The organism is Allomuricauda sp. CAU 1633 (genome assembly GCF_017313225.1).
In the GTDB taxonomy this organism is placed as follows: domain Bacteria; phylum Bacteroidota; class Bacteroidia; order Flavobacteriales; family Flavobacteriaceae; genus Flagellimonas.
Genome location: NZ_JAFLNE010000001.1, coordinates 965,202 through 981,762, shown reverse-complemented (window position 1 = coordinate 981,762; position 16,561 = coordinate 965,202). Strand labels below are relative to the sequence as shown.

Here is a 16,561-nt window from a genome sequence, read left to right as displayed (position 1 = left end):
TGGTTCAATTCCATCCATTGGCGTCCTCACCTTCACCAATGACCGGAAATGCACTGATTCGTAAACGGGCCGCTCCCATAGGAACCAGTTCTACAGTTTCTTCAGCAGTTTCTGTTTTGACCGGACTATCCGATAACTCCCCGGTAAGACCGTATTGGTCAAAAGTCCATCCTGGAATTCTTTTTGCCCTTGCCTTTAATAGGATTGGAGCGGAATCAGGCGTAAATGGAAAATTGTTGGACGGCCAAGGTCTATGTTCCACTTCAAAAGAAGTTTTTGCATCCTCTTTTAATACCAACCCATAATTCCATGGTGTTGTCGGGTGAATCTCATAGGAAGGCCATTCCTCCACATTGGCACCCTCTTGCCATTTCGAATCGTGCTGCGCATTCTCCTCAGATTTTGTTTGAACGTAATCTTCACCGATTTTAAGCGAAAAGGTCAACGGGCCATAATTCACACTTATGCTATTGTGATTCTGTTCCCATGTGGTGATATCCAATTCCATAGGAAACTTGAGTTGAACGATATCCTCATTATTCCACTCTTTATTGATTTTGACGTATTTCCCAGCTTCAATTTGCGCATTAACCGAATTGCCATTTACAGATATGGTAGCGTTGCTGGCCCATCCTGGAATACGGAAATACAACGGAAATTGATCAGGTGATTCCATGGATAGTTTAAAGTCGATGGTATCCTCAAAGGGATAATTGGAGTGATTAGTGATGGTAACTTCCTTGCCTTGGTTTCCAACTTTTGCTGTTACTGTGTTTGCCGCATATAATACTGCAGCCAATCCATTGTCTGGGGTGGCCATCCATAAATTTTCCACATAATAGGGCCATCCTTGGGTATGATTATGCTGACAACATCTTGAACTGAAGGGATTCATCATTAAATAGGGGCCTGAATTATCAATTCCCGGATTATGATTTTTGTTATCGTTCATGGCCATATTGGGACTTGTAATGTATCGAAGGCTTTTAAAATCTGGAGCAACCGCGGCCGGATAGGTATTAAAAGCCACCTCTTCGGCATGATCCGCCCAAAAAATATCTCCCGTAATACGCAGAAGGTGCTCGTCTGAATTCATTTGCTCCACCATACCACAGGTTTCCACGCCTTGCCTGGGGTCATCATAGCCTGGTCTGCTATTTTCATCAGAACCAAACATTCCGCCTGGCACCTGCCCGAAATACTTTCGTACCCTGTGAAAATTATCATAGGTGGCCCGTAAATCCTTTTCGTCGCCACTCAAAAGATAGTACTGTGCCGGCTCACGAAATGCTTGCGCAACATTCACATTGTGCCAATCGATCATGGTATTGTACCATTCGGGCCATTCCATTCCTTCCCGTATGTGTTTTGGATTTCCGATATCCTCAAAATCATGGTTCTCTTTGTTCCAAGGCGCTGTATTCCGGTGCACCTTTTCTGCGAGTTCCAACAACCAGGGCTCACCCGTTCGATTATAGAGCCAAAGTACGCTGTGTAAATTGTCACCACCTCGTATTCTTTGCCAGTATTGCGTTTCCGAGAGAAAATTTTCATCGGGCACTTCAAGCTGATATTTAAAATACTTGGTCATGAGTTCAATGACTCGTTCATCCTGGGAGTATTCATAATACGATTGCAAACAATACAACATGATCATATTGGCCCAATAATCTCTTTTCTCCAACTTTTCAGCCATTCGCTCTTCAGTTCTGGATTCTTCAGAAATATAACTTTCCCAAGCCAGATTTGGTCCAAAAAATCCATTGGGCTGTTGACTGGCAATGGCGCCATCAATCCAAATTTTGGCTTCATCAATCATCGCTTGATCATCCAAAATATAGCCAATGTTGGCATATCCCTTCAGCCAATAAGGCACTTCTTCCCAACCCCATTCACCTTGCCCATTTTCGTCAAGCCAAGCATTGTTTTCCTTTTGTAGCCAAGCACTTATTTCATTCAAACGACCTGTTAAACCGTTTTTTTGACGTTGAAGGTACTCCATCAACCAGCCGTGGGGTTTTATATCACCTACCGGTAACTTTATCAACACACTTGGCTTTAAAGGTGCTTTGTTACTTGGGTAATATGAATTGGTACCAGCCGTGGCATCGGGCACCGTCACCACATCTACCTGAATCTCTGATGTGGCATTTGATGCATCTTGACAGGCTGACATCACACCTATCATTACGCACACACATAGGGTTGACTTCATTTTTTTGATACTATTTAATTGGATTGACATGTTGGTTTTGTCTTAATTGGTAGTAGGCAATGTTTGGGAATCAGTGGGAAGCCAAACCATCATGGAGCTATCCCCTCTATTGTTCCAAGCGTAGTACGGAATCATCACAATTTCTTGCTTTATGATTTCTCCATTTTCCAGCGTTTTTCCATTTAGAGTCAGGGAACTGATATTTTTTAATTTTCCCGTTTGTATGGTATGTATTTGCGGATTGTCCTGAACTGAATCGATTGCGATTTCTTGCACCGGCCTACCTTGATCCACTCCTTCTGCACAATAGACCAATGGTCCGCGGGTTACCGCAATGCGGCCTTTATCCGATTCTACTTCATCCAATGCTCCATTCAACCGAACAGGCATGGGTAAAATCAGTTCAACCTCATCTTTTGGTTTCCAAACCCTGTTTATGGTCACAAACCCTTTTTGGATGGGATATTCCTGCTCAACACCATTGATTTTAACTGTCCATTGAGATGGTTGTTCCTCCAAATAATGATAAAGGTCGCCCGGCACAAATTGGGAAGTTGCCCAAGTGGGAATTCTTAAATGCAAATTGAATTCTTGCTCCTGTTTTGGATTGAGGGTTACTTTAATATCGCCATCAAAAGGATAATTTGATTTTTGGCTGATACCGACCCCTCCTTCTGGCATTGGAACATCCGTGCTGCTACTTGCGTAATAGGTAACATACAAATCATCACCTCCGTGGGCATACATCATTCCGGCCACTTGGGGAATCAATCTGGCAATGTTTGAGGGGCAACATGCTGTACCGAACCAAGGTGCCCTGCCCGTCTCTCCTTGATTAAAGGGAGTAATCCCATCGGATTCCAAAGGATTGACATAAAAAAACCGATTGCCATCCAAATTGACCCCGGCCAAGGAATTGTTCAATAAAGCAACTTCGGCCACATCCATATATTTGGCCTCATGGGTTTTGAGAAACATTCGGTTATTAAACAATACATTACCAACTGCAGCACATGTTTCATTATACGCTTCTTTATTGGGAAGTACGTAGCTGGGACCAAACCCTTCAATACCACGAATGGCGCCAAGTCCCCCCGTGATGTGCATTTTGGTATCGGTAATATCATTCCAAATGGAAAAGAGTGCCTCATCATATTCTTGGGAACCCGTTTCCGTAGCTACGTCTGCCATACCAGAATATTGATACATGGCCCGGACAGCGTGACCCACAGCTTCGCGTTGCTCAGATACGGGTTTGTGCTGCTGGGCATATGTTGGCGCCATTACCCCTTCTCCTTCGGTTTGGAAAGTGCGTCCACGAATATCCAGGAATTTCTGGGCCATCTCCAAATACAATTCATTTCCTGTAACCCGATATAGTTTTACCAACGCCAGCTCCAGCTCCTGGTGCCCTGGGGCTTGCTCCACAGGTTTTCCCCCATTGTAGTTGGAATCACCTTCAAAAAAAACCTTGTTGATATGTTGTGCGTTCTTCTCTGCCACCTTTAACCACTTATCCTTTCCTGTAGAACGATAATAGGCTATGGCAGCTTCATACATGTGGCCCATATTGTAGAGTTCATGGCTGTGAAGCACCCATGTGTACGGTTTATCACCCATTCCTCCACCACCCCAATGGTCATGGTCTTTGGAAACCCCTGTGATGTGGGACACATATAAATATCCATCACTCTTTTGCGCGCCAGCAATAATATCGATGATGCTATCCATTCGTTTTTCCAGCATGGGATCTGGGTTTTCCCGAAGTAACAGTGCTGCACCCTCCATCACTTTATACAGGTCCGAAGAGATGTAACGGTGCGCAAAGGGTAAATCCAGTGTATCCCCTTTTAGGTAGTCGGCAGCTTTTCGAAGATTTTCTACTGCCGGTTTGGTTTTGTCCAAGGCAAAAGGCACCAAGGTGTCCTTTTGGATTTTTAATCTAGGTGACCAAAAATCGTCCATTAGGTTTACCTCGTTAAAAGGAACGAATGCGAGTTTTACATCTTCAGTGGGTTTGATTTCTTGGTCCGAACATGCAGAAAATGAAATTAATAATAAGGCAAAACCAAAAGTTATGCTTCCTATCTTATTCGGTGTTCGTTTGTTCAGTGTGAATCTATGCGGTTGCAAAATTTTGTTTTTCGGGGTTACCCTATAAAGATATGTTCTTTTTTAAAAGAGCACTTATTTGACCGCTAAAGCTTCAACAAAAAGTGGTTGCCCATGGGCAACCACTTCCTTACAGGAAAGAAATATCCACCCCCCTTTCCTATTATGTTTTAATTTTCTTTGTCCCTAGCAAACGGTCTAAAGCGGTCTTCGGCCAGAAATAATATTATATAAAATGGCAATGATGGCGATGACCAAAAGTATGTGAATCAGGCTGCTTGTTCCTATTCCGGCAACAACACCGAAGAATCCCAAAACCCATATAATAATACAGATGACGGCTACTAACCATAACAAACTTCTCATAATCTTAGGTTTTACTGTTATACATGGTAAAAGTAGATTATCCAAAAGCAGTAGGTTGATTGTATAGGTTCAATTTTTAACCCAAAAGCATGAAATTCATAAATCTAGCTAGAGTTTATTGACTCCTTAGACACACCTCTATAAGCCATTTTTTAAATGAAGGCTTAACTTTGAAAATGCCATTATGCCTATTGTTTTTTCAGAAGTAAGCGGGCAAAAACAGGCAAATGGTCCGAAGGGTACCTGCAATCCTTGGAATCACTTAAAATGGCACTTTTTAGCACCTCAACGGTATTCGGAGAAACAAAAATATAGTCGATTCTTCGCTCCACCGGTTTGGTAAAATCAAAACCATTAAAGGTTCCAGAAGGGCCAAAAGCATTTTTGCCCGCTGCGATATGGGTATCTTCCATTTCGGTTAAAATGACCTGGACGCCCGAGCTCTCACTTTCCAGATTAAAATCGCCTGTTACCACTACCGGATATCCATTGGTGTTCAACTCTTTTATTTTTTTGAGAATCAATTTGGAGCTTTCCTCCCGTGCCTTTTCCCCAACATGGTCAAAATGGGTATTGAAGACCATGAACTTATCCCCACTTTCTTTATATTCAAAAAGTCCGTAGGTGCAGATTCGTGGCAAAGCAGCATCCCATCCTTTGGAAGGAACCTCTGGCGTTGTAGACAACCAAAAGGTATAATGTTCCAATAGGTTGAACTTTTTTGTGTTGTAGAAAATAGCGGTGAACTCGCCTCTCTCATCACCATGATCACGTCCCACACCAAAATAAGTGTAATCGTTCAAACCATCATCAATGGCTTTTAATTGATGAACAAGTCCCTCCTGTGTCCCAAAAACGTCAGGGGCATAAAAATTGAGCTGCGCAATGAGAAATTCCTTCCGATTGTCCCAATGATTCGGTTTGTCGTTGGGGTTATCATACCGAATATTATAGGAAATGACATCCAAGTTTTGGCCATTAACATTGATTATTATCCCCAAAACAAAGGCAATAAGTATACTTTTTCTCATAAATCAGCTTAAATTAAAGCTGCAAGCTATCCATTTTCAACTATTTTAAAGTTATGATTTCTTTATCTTCTTCATTTTGAAAGTAGTGTCATTGAAAAATATCATCTATAACTTGATGGCCCAGATTTCCCAAATAAATTGTATTTTTCGTCCGTAAAATATCTGAATGCCCTTAGGTATTTTATTCCAGAGCAACGATAGAAAGGGCCAATGCCACAAGAATTAATAATTCTTACAAACAATGTATACACGTTACTCTGGGGCTTATTACCCATTATTTGCACTTATCACAATTCTTTTTTTAATCGGATGCAATCCCGAAAAAACTGAAAATCCACATAGTACTTGGACACATTATGGAGGTTCCCCTGGTCAGTCCAGATATTTTGATGCTTCCGAAATCACTAAAGAAAATGTTAGTGAACTGGAAGTCGCGTGGGTCTACCCAACGGGAGATGAATATAATTTTTTCAGCCCCATTATTGCGGATTCCATCATGTACGTCCTTGGAAAAAACAGCTCCCTGATTGCTCTAAATGCTAAGACAGGTGAGGAAATCTGGATTCATGCCAATCTAAAAGGAATTACCCGAAGGGGCATTAATTATTGGGAAAGTGCCGACAAAAAAGACAAACGTTTGCTCTTCACTTTAAATAGTTCCCTTCAAGCCATTGACGCTACCACGGGAAAATCCATTATGGATTTTGGAGAGGACGGTTATGTGGATTTACGTGAAGATCTTGGCCGGGACCCATCAACCATTGTTCGGATTCAGTCCATGATGCCGGGCGTACTTTACGAAGATTTACTCATTTTGGGTTCCTCAACAGGGGAAACGTATTTCTCACCACCCGGTCATATTAGAGCGTATAATGTAGTGACCGGAGAGCTGGAATGGACATTTCATACCATTCCGCAACCCGGCGAGTTTGGATACGATACATGGCCCAAAGACGCTTATAAATATGTAGGGGGCACCAATGCTTGGAGCGAAATGTCCGTTGACGTGGAGCGGGGCATCGCCTACATACCTCTTGGTTCTCCCACCTATGATTATTATGGGGCAGACCGATTGGGAAGTAATCTTTTTGCCAACTCTTTGGTCGCTGTGGATGCACGAACAGGGGAACGTATCTGGCATTATCAAACCATTCATCATGACCTATGGGATTATGACTTGGCCAGTGCACCTCAATTAATCACGGTGCAACGCGATGGTAAGTCCATTGATGCGGTTTCCATTGCCACCAAACACGGTTTTGTATTCGTATTTGACCGTGTAACCGGGGAGCCCATCTTTCCCATTGAGGAAAAGCCGTTCCCTCCCAGCAATATGCCCGGTGAGGAAGCATGGCCAACACAACCCATACCATCATTGCCTGATTTCACAAGACATGAAGTTAATTTGGACAATCTGAACCCCTATTTTCCGGATAGTATCAAACAGGCTTGGGTAAAGCGATTGGATTCTTCAAAATCCCAGCTATACCTTCCTCCTTCCGATCAATATGAGATCATAGCAATGCCAGGGGCACTTGGTGGGGCAAATTATGGCAATACTGCCGGAGATCCATCCAAAGGAATTATGTACATCATGGCCCAGGAATATGCTTCAACCTATAGATTGAACAAGGTTGAACCACCAAAAGAAGACCTTTCCCAAAATGATGTGGAACGAGTACAAAACCTCTACAGTTCTACTTGTATTGCATGTCATGGACAAAATATGGAGGGAGGAGCCGGACCATCCTTGTTGAATATTGGACATCACATGGGTTATGACGATTTCAAGGAGGTTGTGGTCAACGGTCGCGGTCAAATGCCAGGATTGGTCCATGTGGATGAAGAATCCCTTAAAGCTTTGTTCAAATTTTTGGGTGGAAATCCGGTGAGCAATCCCTTTAGAAGAGCAACACAAGAAGAGACACTTCCTGAAGGCCCTGTGGTTGCTTCAGGGGGTGCTCCCATAAAACCTGATGCTCAAAGAGGTGCTCCTATGCGGGAATATCCGGAAGGTACAGATCACCCCAATGCGCAGTACACCACTGAATATGGGTTGGATTGGCCTGCGCTTATTGATCCCCCATGGTCTTCGGTATTGGCCTATGACCTAAATGAAGGCACTATTAAGTGGCGTAAACCAGTAGGCATCGATTCGCTCTATGCCAAAGGAGACCCCAGCAAAGGAGCGCCACAAGGAATCCAACGAAAGGGAATGGTAATTACCTCCACTGGTTTGGTTTTTGCAACCGCCAAAGGGGCAAAATTGTATGCATTTGATCAAGATACTGGAGAAACGCTTTGGGAGACCACAATGAGTCACGAATCGAATGCACAACCCAGTATGTTTACGCTTCATGGCAAACAGTACTTGGTGGTAAATGCCAATTCCAATTTTTTCCGGGGCACGTATGACCAATCCAAGAAACCTGGCGCTTTACCAAGAGGGTATGTAGTTTATGCTTTGCCCGATAAATAGTTCGGGATTTTAATCAAACACAGTAGTCATTTAGCAACACAGTTTTAAATTTTAAATCAAAAAATGTTAGTATCATGAGAGCACTTATCGCCATCCTTTTGATTATAGTAACAGGCAGTCTTTCGGCCCAATCGATACAAAACCGTATCATCCACAACGATCCATCTACCTATAGAGATTTGACTTCGGTGCATGCTGGGGCAGGAAGTATGGGGTTCACTCAACTTATTGGCAGAGACGACCTCTCAACCAACTTTCTTTATCTCCACACGGGCACCATTGCTGGTAAATCGGGAATTGGCCATCATTTTCATCACGATATTGAAGAAATGTATGTACTGCTATCGGGTGAAGCCGAATTTACCATCAACGGCAGGACTTCCAAAATAAAAGCACCAGCCCTAGTTCCGTGCAAAATGGGAGATTCGCATGCCATTTACAATGCAACTGACCAGCCTGTACAATGGCTCAATTTTGCGGTGAGCACGGTTAAAGGAAAAGGAGGCGCTTTTGATTTAGGGGATGACCGGGTAGGAGCCACCTTAGACGCCATACCCGTATTTGTTTCGGAGAAGCTTGATACGGAATTGCTCAAGCCGGAAAGAACGCCTTATGTTGGAAAAGGGGTATCGTATAGACGGGTGCTGCGCCCAGATGTTTTCTCCACTGATTGGAACCATGTGGATCATTTAACCATTCCCTCCGGAACCAAAACCGACCCTTATCAACTTGAAGGCATGGAAGCTGTTTATTATGTCATCAGCGGTTCAGGAACGGTAACCACTGATGGTAAATCCGGAACATTTGGAAAGGATGATGCCTTCTTCGGAAGGGTCGGCGAAAACATCACACTGAACAATACCGGTAACGACACCGTGGAATTGTTGATCATTGGAATCTCCGCTTCCAAGCAATGGGACATCAAAAAACCCTTAAAAGAACCAAAATCCATGGTTTTGGAAATGGATTTTGTGGTGGAAAAGAAAAATGCCCAAGCCTTTGAGGAAATGTACTATTCCATCTATGTTCCGGCCATGATCGTTCAGGATGGGTATTTGAGCTCCAAATTATTGCGTTTGTACTCGCCAGACCAAGCCAAGGAAATTGAAGCTGAACCAACCACCTACAATTATCAAATCCTCATTTCCTTTGAAACTGAGGAAAAACGACGTAAATGGGTAGCGAGTGACCAGCATCAAATTGCGTGGCCTGCTGCAACTGCCTTGGCCAAGGAATTCAAATGGCGAGGCTACTTTGTCATGGGCGATGATGACCAAAAATAATTAGGATATGCTCCAACTTTTGGAAGGCTACAGGTATAGTACAAAGCCTTCCATGTTAGTACGAATCTTATATACTTTATCATAGCTTACCATGTAAAGGGTCTTCATATCTTCATCCCCAAAACAAAGACTGACGGGGAAACTTGGCAAGTTGATCATTCCCACATAATTTCCTTCGGAATTAAAGATTTGCACCCCATAATAGGTAGCCACATAAATATTGCCCATGGTATCGATGGCCATGCCATCAGCACTTGAGGACTTTCCTTTGCGGTCCAAAACCGGTCCGGTAAGGAATAATTTGGCGAATTTCCGTCCATTGGCTATGGTGCCATCTTCGTTTACATCGTAGGCCCAGATAAAGTTTTCCTTTTCGCTATCCACAGGGTACCACTCCTCGTCATCATAACAATTGTTGATGTAAAGCGTCTTTCCATCCGGCGATAAAAGAATTCCATTGGGCATTGCAAATTCGTTGGGCTCCACCAATCGTTTCACCTCACCTTCTGGAGTGATGTAATACACCGCCCTTCCAGGTTGAAATTTTTCGGCTTCCATGGTAAATTGTGGATCGGTAAAATAGATACCTCCTTTAGCATCGGTGATGATGTCATTGGGGCCATCAATGGGCTTTCCGTCATACGAATCAGCAATAACACGCACTACTTTGCCCTCTGTGGTCATTTCCAATACGCGATGCCCCATCATATCACAAACAATCAGATTTCCATTCTTGTAGGGATACAATCCGTTGGCTTGCATCTTACCTTCAGTGATATTTCGGTAAGAACCATCGGGATCCAACTCTACAATAGAGCTTTTGGAAGGGTCTCCGTTCCAATTTTGGTCAAAATACATATTGGAAAAGTATACCTTTCCGTTCAGCCATTTTGGCCCTTCACTGAAGTATAATTGCGGTTGGGTCTTGGAGCCATCGACTACTAATTCAGGTTGTGCATCTTTTGGAATAATTTTATGATACGCTTCCAAAGAAGCCTTGTTTTTTTCCAAATAATCGGTACGCGCTGGCCAGAAAATATCCAAAACATCAGAGCCAACATCGCCCACCGAAGCACTGTGCACCATATTACCAGGTAAAAGGAGTGCATCCATCACATCCAGGGTAACCGGTGTGTCCATAGCTTTTTCCGACAATTTTCCACGCAGCACATAGGTAATCTGCTCTTGCGGATGGATATGCTCCGGAGATTCTGCCAGTGGATCCATAGCAACAAAACTGAGCTGCATGTTCTTCCCGGAAATAATCCGGGCATAGGCCCCTTCCCCAATTTTTGTAAACTGGATGTCATAGAAGTCATACACCTTACCAGACTCAATGTTGGGCGGATACATTTCGTTCAGATCTTCCAAAGCGGTGGGTAGGTTTTCCACCCCTGCTTTTTCCAAATAATCCAAACGATAGGGGCTATAGATTTCCATGATTTTAGCACCATCGGCCCCTGCCTTGATGGCATTGGCACTGCCCTTTTCCAAAAACACAAAGTCTGTTCTTGGTGTACCGCTGTGGGTTCCATCGGGTTCTTCCCTTTCTCTGGAAAGCATGGGCACAAATGCTCCATTGATCAACTGTTCAACAGTTCCATCCAATACAAATAGAAAACGATCTGCGGGCAATTCTTCCTCCTCCACTACGGCATTTGGTTCTAGATCAAGAACGCTCGTCATGGTTCCTTCAGACCAAAAAACCTTGCCGCCGATACCGGGATGGAATTCCAAAAGTTGCAAGTCCCCAAGATTAACTGCCTCTCCAATTTTAAGGTTGGGGGCAATACCGTTTTCGGGTAAATTGGGTAAATTTTTAACCTCCAATTGATGTTTTGAAATCAATTCCTGGTTCTCTTTGGCCCATACTGGGTCTTTCGAATTTTTACATGCCGAAAAGAGGGTCAGTGCTGTCACAGGCACCAACAATGCATGCAAATTCCTTGCAAATATGCTCTTCATTGTACGTTGATATTTGATTTTGATTTTTAACTATGCCCGTGAAATTAAGCATTTTATCGCAACTCTGATGTAGCTGTCTTGGGTCTAGTGTTTTCCTAGTTTACATCCAACAAAAAATCAAAATCGCATTAAGAAATTAAACAATTGTACGGGGCAGGGAGCCTCGGTGTTTGTTACCGATTTAGGTGAGTTTTAGCAAGATTTGAGCTCATTTATGCTATAGGCTTTAGTTTATTACCCAATAGTGATACTATATTATCCGCAAAATTGTGCAGACAGAAAAATGTTAGTACTTTTTTACAAAGAAAAAGCAAAGATCCTCCCATCATGAAAATTCTACCCTTTAAAATTCCAAAACCAGAGCAAGAGGCTTTGGTTTACCAAGAAGATTCTGGTCTACTTTTCTATGACAAATTGCATCAGCATGAAGAAATACAGATAAGCTACATTGTTTCCGGTGAGGGATCCATTGTGGTGGGCGACACCATTAGCGATTTTAAAGCCAATGATATCCTTGTTATAGGCGAAAATGTTCCCCATGTTTTTAGAAGCGACTCAAAGGCGTCGTCCAAATCTGTTATGTACACCTTATTTTTTACCAAGGAATCGTTTGGGAAAGAATTTTTTTCGCTTTCCGATATGACCAGACTCCACAACTTTTTTGAAGAATCTGGATATGGTATGAAAATATTGTCTGAGAATCAACGACTCAGTTTACTTTTTGAAAATCTTAAAAACCAAAGCCGGATTCAGCGTATTGCAACTTTGTTGAATATTTTGGACGTTATGATTTCTTCTGAAAAACAACCCTTGTCCACATTTGTCTATCGGAAAAAATATACGGAAGATGAGGGAAATCGGATGAACAATGTCATAGACTATGCCCTGAGTAATTTCCATGAGCCTTTTTCATTGGAAATGGTGGCCGAAAAGGCCAGTATGAGCAAAAATGCATTTTGCCGTTACTTTAAAAAGAGGACCAACAAGACCTTTTTCCAATTTTTGATAGAAATTAGAATTGAGCATGCTTGTCGTTTGCTCTTTAAGGATAATGATTTGCCCATCTCAGAAGTTTCTGAGCAGTGTGGGTTTTTGAATATTGCCAATTTTAACAGGAAATTCAAGGAACTGAAAGGTGTTACCCCAACCCAGTACAGGAAGTTTACCATAGAAAAATGGAGGGACAAATATTCTAAGTCTGCCTAGGAAAAGTTCGTCCATTTATGTAGTATCTACCTCTACTAGCGTTTGGGTTATTTTCTTTTTATCCCATTTCGCCTAATTTAATTTGTCACTGTTCAAACCAAAAAAAGCACCTACATTTCTGCAGGCACTTTTTAGATGGATAACACTTAATTATAGAAACTAAACTTTACTTTTAACTTAAAACCCACTGGGCAAATTTCCAGACATTGGGTTAGTCATAAAATTTCCAGTTGGTCTTAAAGTCCTTGGTCAATTTTTGGTCTGTAATGATCGCCCGTATCATTTCCATGGGCATGGCATTTAATTTAATGGCTTTATCATGAAACTCCTTTATCCCCATTTTACCACTGTCCACCATTTCCTTTTTCAAGGCATAAAATTGACGCCCTCCGGTTAGGTATCCAACCTGATACAGGGGATTACTGTTACTGGACAATGGCCCACGAATCTCGCTTTCAGCATTTATGCGCTCATGCCCCACTTTTTCCACTAGAAAATCAATACACTGCTGCGGGGTCCATTCACCCATATGAAAATTGAAGGAAAAGATGATTCGGGCGCAACGGTGCATGTGCCAAAACAGCATTCCTATACGTTCTTCAGGAGTGGTTGGGAAATCCATATCCCATAACAAGAGTTCCCAGTAGAGTGCCCAGCCTTCCATCCAAAATGGTGTACCAAAATTTCTGTAGGTACGGTAACGGGCATTCATGAAGTACTGAGTATTATGACCAGGAATCAATTCATGGTGTACGGTGGCAAACGAGAAATTGGGATTGTTCCCGCGCATACTCATCATCTTAAACTCATGATCCATGGTATTGGTAGGGTAGGAAATGGTAATGTTCCATCCTCCCGTAAAGAATGCATTGGTGCGCTGTCTTTCAGGAGACATCATATACATGCCCCAAACCTCTTCCATCAAAGGCGGAACTGTAATCAAATCATGCTTCTTCAGGAAAGACACCGACCTTTCATATAAATCCAATATGGCCTCAGGTTGTTTTCCTGGGGGCACATAGGTGTCTTTTACATGTTCCAAGGCAGCTTTCCAATCATTCCCAAAGCCCAATTCTTGGGATGCTTTCAACATTTCTTTTTCGCACCATGCAAATTCCTCATTGGCTATTTTGGTAAGTTCTTCTGGAGTGTATGGCACCATTTGATATTCAAGTAAGCGAATGAGCTCCTCACGACCTACGGGTTTACGGGATACGATTCCGTTTTTATCCGGGGTCTGTTTCTGCTTGAACAACTCCGTATATTCCTTAAGGGATGCATCTAAATCTTCATATGTTTTTGAGGTCCACCATGTAAACATGGGGTCATACCCATTATAAAACCCATGAACATCGGCCAAGGCCTGTTGCAATCCATTGCCTACATCCGTAGCTTTTCTTATCACCAGTACACTTAAATCATCTGAATCTTTTAAAACTGTTTTGAGTGAATCTATCTGATCAAAAATTCCAGACCATTCTTTTGCTACCTGTTGTGCATCGGGCTGTATACCTCTTCTTCTCAGTTTGAACAAATCATATACAGTGTTGCTAAAAGGGAACCATTTGGCCACGCTGTCCAACTCCTGTCTTTCTACCTGGGATTGACGGAGGTTCTCATTCAGGTCTCTTTTGAAAAGTATATAGTCCGCTTTACATTCTTGGGACAACCCATCAAAATCTATGGTATTCAACTTGTCCAAATACTGTTTGTACAAGCGGTCCATACGTTCCAATTTTTCGGGGTAAGACGCCGATGCCCCCCTTCTCCCAAATCTGGAGAACGACCCTGAGGATGGGCTGTAAAAATTGTCCAAAACCCGAGAATCCGCTTCAAAATTCTCGATAAGGAAGGGCATCTCCTGACAAGGGACATAATCCCCTTTTTTAAACTCTTGGGCAGAACCCGTGGCCATCAATAATAGACCACAAAGGCCACCAATAAAACCAGTCCTCATTTTTATTGTTTTGGGGCTTCGTAAAATTTCCATTTGGCCTTATAATTTTTGTTGATTTTCTGATCGGTTATAATAGCTTTTATCATCTCAACTGGCATTGCGTTCATGGTGATAATTCGGTCGTGGAATTCCTTGTTGGTCATTTTTCCGCTATCTACAAGCTCTTTGTGCAATGCATAGAACTGACGACCTCCTGTTAGATATGCCAATTGATACAATGGAGGGTAGTTACCCACAAAGGAACGTCTTACCTCACCTTCTGCATTGGCACGCTCATGGCCTACACGATCTACCAAAAAGTCGATACATTCCTGTGGCGTCCATTTGCCCAAATGATAGTTCAAAGAGAAAATGATACGTGCACAACGGTGCATGTGCCAGAACAACATTCCAATACGGTCTTCGGGACCTTGTGGAAACCCTTTGTCCCACAACAAAAGCTCCCAGTACAACGCCCATCCTTCAGTCCAGAATGGGGTACGGAAATTGCGGTAGGTACGGTGACGGCTGTTCATAAAACCTTGAAGGTTGTGCCCTGCAATCAATTCATGGTGTACGGTTGCCATAGAGAAATGAGGGTTGTTTCCACGCATACTCATCATACGCTGCTCATAGGTCATGTCATCGGTAGGGTATGAAATACTAATGGAGGAACCGCCTGTAAAAAATGGATTTACCAACTGACGTTCAGGAGACATCATGCGCATACCCCAAACTTCTTCGGCCAATGGGGGAATTGTAATCAAATCGTTCTTTTTAAGAAAATCCACGGCTTCATTGTACAAGCGAAGAATAAGCTCGGGTTGTTTGCCAGGCTCCACGTAAGCATTTTTCACTTTTTCCTGGGCAGCTTTCCAATCATTGCCAAATCCCATTTCTTGTGATGCTTTCAGCAGTTCAGCATCGCACCATGCGAATTCTTCATTGGCCAATTCAATCAATTCCTCAGGAGTATAGTCAATCATCTCATACTCCAATTGTCTCATCAACACTTCACGACCAACAGGATTGCCCACGATACCACTTTCATCAACAGGTTTTCCAACTTCAACCTTGTTTTTGAATACTTCAGCATACGCATCAAATTCCTTCCCCATTGCTTCGTATATGGTAGGCATCCACCAAGTAAAAAGAGGATCATATCCGTTATAGAATGCGTATACATTTTCAGCGGAATTCTTCAAGTCTTCTATAACTCGAACAGCTTCTTCCACCTCATCCTTACCCAAGGATGTAGTTTTTTCCAGCTGGCTTTTTAGGCTTTTTATTTGTTCCACAACATCGTTCCATTCTTTGGCCATTTTTGTAGCATCAGGCTGATGTCCTCTTCTTCTTGCTTCTATGTAGGAATAGATGTTGTTAGAGAATGGAAACCATTTTTTTATCTTTTGATACACCGCTTCCTGCTCTTTGGCCTCGGCATTTTCCTTTTCCAAGTCTCTTTTGAACAATACATAGTCTGCTTTGCATTCTTGGGGCAATGCATTGAAATCCAAGCTTGCCAATTTTGCCAAATAGTCATTACGCAGTTTGGTCATTCTTTCCCGGCGCTCAGGAGACCCCCCTGGGTCATTTGTTCTTCCCCAAAAACTCCGCACACCTGGTGCATAAAAACGGACCAATGCACTATAATCTGCACTGTATTTGGTCATTAAGTCCGGCATTTCCTCGCAAGGCACATACAAAGCTTCTTGTTTGGCTTGTGCATTCAAGGACATTGAAACTGACCCCATCATTAGAACAGAGGAGACAATCCCCAACATTTTTTTATTTCTCATTCCGATAGTTAGTTTGGTTTAAAAATTATTCCATGCCGAAATCAAACAACCCCTTTAAAATTCTATTATCTGAGTCATTTTAAGGCATGGTTGAAAACTTTCATTTTCTTAAATCACTTTAAAGGTATTGTAGATTTACGCCGACCCATAATAACATATTAACTGTAAT

General features: G+C 42.5%; 10 protein-coding genes. 3 read left to right on the top strand and 7 right to left on the bottom strand.

Annotation, left to right across the window (positions count from 1 at the left end; translation table 11 throughout):
• Positions 1-4: 4 nt before the first annotated feature.
• From J0X14_RS04320 to J0X14_RS04305, 4 genes are all read right to left on the bottom strand, one after another.
• Positions 5-2,215 (bottom strand): beta-L-arabinofuranosidase domain-containing protein, encoded by a 2,211-nt coding sequence (locus tag J0X14_RS04320; RefSeq protein ID WP_207096516.1) that lies wholly within the window; start codon positions 2,213-2,215, stop codon positions 5-7.
• A 42-nt stretch (positions 2,216-2,257) separates the two neighbouring features.
• Positions 2,258-4,348 carry a glycoside hydrolase family 127 protein gene (locus tag J0X14_RS04315; protein WP_207096515.1) on the bottom strand — a complete coding sequence of 697 codons (2,091 nt, stop codon included), beginning with the start codon at positions 4,346-4,348 and terminating at the stop codon, positions 2,258-2,260.
• A gap of 177 nt (positions 4,349-4,525) precedes the next feature.
• Positions 4,526-4,693, bottom strand: a complete 168-nt coding sequence (locus tag J0X14_RS04310; RefSeq protein ID WP_207096514.1) for a lmo0937 family membrane protein — start codon at positions 4,691-4,693, stop codon at positions 4,526-4,528.
• 188 nt (positions 4,694-4,881) lie between these two features.
• Positions 4,882-5,724, bottom strand: coding sequence for an endonuclease/exonuclease/phosphatase family protein (locus J0X14_RS04305; RefSeq protein WP_207096513.1), 843 nt, complete (start codon positions 5,722-5,724; stop codon positions 4,882-4,884).
• A gap of 241 nt (positions 5,725-5,965) precedes the next feature.
• On the opposite strand from J0X14_RS04305, the gene J0X14_RS04300 reads away from it, so the two are divergent.
• Together J0X14_RS04300 and J0X14_RS04295 are read left to right on the top strand one after the other, a co-directional pair.
• A complete protein-coding gene (locus tag J0X14_RS04300; protein WP_207096512.1) occupies positions 5,966-8,203 on the top strand; it encodes a PQQ-binding-like beta-propeller repeat protein in 2,238 nt (745 codons plus the stop codon).
• A 74-nt stretch (positions 8,204-8,277) separates the two neighbouring features.
• Entirely contained in the window at positions 8,278-9,486 is a 1,209-nt protein-coding gene (locus J0X14_RS04295) for a cupin domain-containing protein (protein WP_207096511.1), read from the top strand.
• Between the two features lie 27 nt (positions 9,487-9,513).
• On the opposite strand, the gene J0X14_RS04290 is transcribed toward J0X14_RS04295, so the two are convergent.
• A complete protein-coding gene (locus J0X14_RS04290; protein ID WP_207096510.1) occupies positions 9,514-11,451 on the bottom strand; it encodes an SMP-30/gluconolactonase/LRE family protein in 1,938 nt (645 codons plus the stop codon).
• 327 nt (positions 11,452-11,778) lie between these two features.
• Here J0X14_RS04290 and J0X14_RS04285 point away from each other — a divergent pair, with 327 nt between their 5' ends.
• Positions 11,779-12,657, top strand: a complete 879-nt coding sequence (locus J0X14_RS04285; protein ID WP_207096509.1) for an AraC family transcriptional regulator — start codon at positions 11,779-11,781, stop codon at positions 12,655-12,657.
• Positions 12,658-12,868: 211 nt separating this feature from the next.
• Here J0X14_RS04285 and J0X14_RS04280 read toward each other — a convergent pair whose 3' ends face one another.
• Both J0X14_RS04280 and J0X14_RS04275 read right to left on the bottom strand, forming a co-directional pair.
• Positions 12,869-14,614 carry a DUF885 family protein gene (locus J0X14_RS04280; protein ID WP_207096508.1) on the bottom strand — a complete coding sequence of 582 codons (1,746 nt, stop codon included), beginning with the start codon at positions 14,612-14,614 and terminating at the stop codon, positions 12,869-12,871.
• Positions 14,615-14,616: 2 nt separating this feature from the next.
• Positions 14,617-16,392, bottom strand: coding sequence for a DUF885 family protein (locus J0X14_RS04275; RefSeq protein WP_207096507.1), 1,776 nt, complete (start codon positions 16,390-16,392; stop codon positions 14,617-14,619).
• Positions 16,393-16,561: the final 169 nt, after the last annotated feature.

Bases quoted from the DNA above. Each gene is read 5' to 3' on its own strand.
- J0X14_RS04310 (WP_207096514.1), bottom strand. From the start codon at position 4,693: ATGAGAAGTTTGTTATGGTTAGTAGCCGTCATCTGTATTATTATATGG.
- J0X14_RS04290 (WP_207096510.1), bottom strand. From the start codon at position 11,451: ATGAAGAGCATATTTGCAAGGAATTTGCATGCATTGTTGGTGCCTGTG.
- J0X14_RS04295 (WP_207096511.1), top strand. From the start codon at position 8,278: ATGAGAGCACTTATCGCCATCCTTTTGATTATAGTAACAGGCAGTCTT.
- J0X14_RS04300 (WP_207096512.1), top strand. From the start codon at position 5,966: ATGTATACACGTTACTCTGGGGCTTATTACCCATTATTTGCACTTATC.
- J0X14_RS04320 (WP_207096516.1), bottom strand. From the start codon at position 2,215: ATGAAGTCAACCCTATGTGTGTGCGTAATGATAGGTGTGATGTCAGCC.
- J0X14_RS04305 (WP_207096513.1), bottom strand. From the start codon at position 5,724: ATGAGAAAAAGTATACTTATTGCCTTTGTTTTGGGGATAATAATCAAT.
- J0X14_RS04275 (WP_207096507.1), bottom strand. From the start codon at position 16,392: ATGAGAAATAAAAAAATGTTGGGGATTGTCTCCTCTGTTCTAATGATG.
- J0X14_RS04280 (WP_207096508.1), bottom strand. From the start codon at position 14,614: ATGAGGACTGGTTTTATTGGTGGCCTTTGTGGTCTATTATTGATGGCC.
- J0X14_RS04285 (WP_207096509.1), top strand. From the start codon at position 11,779: ATGAAAATTCTACCCTTTAAAATTCCAAAACCAGAGCAAGAGGCTTTG.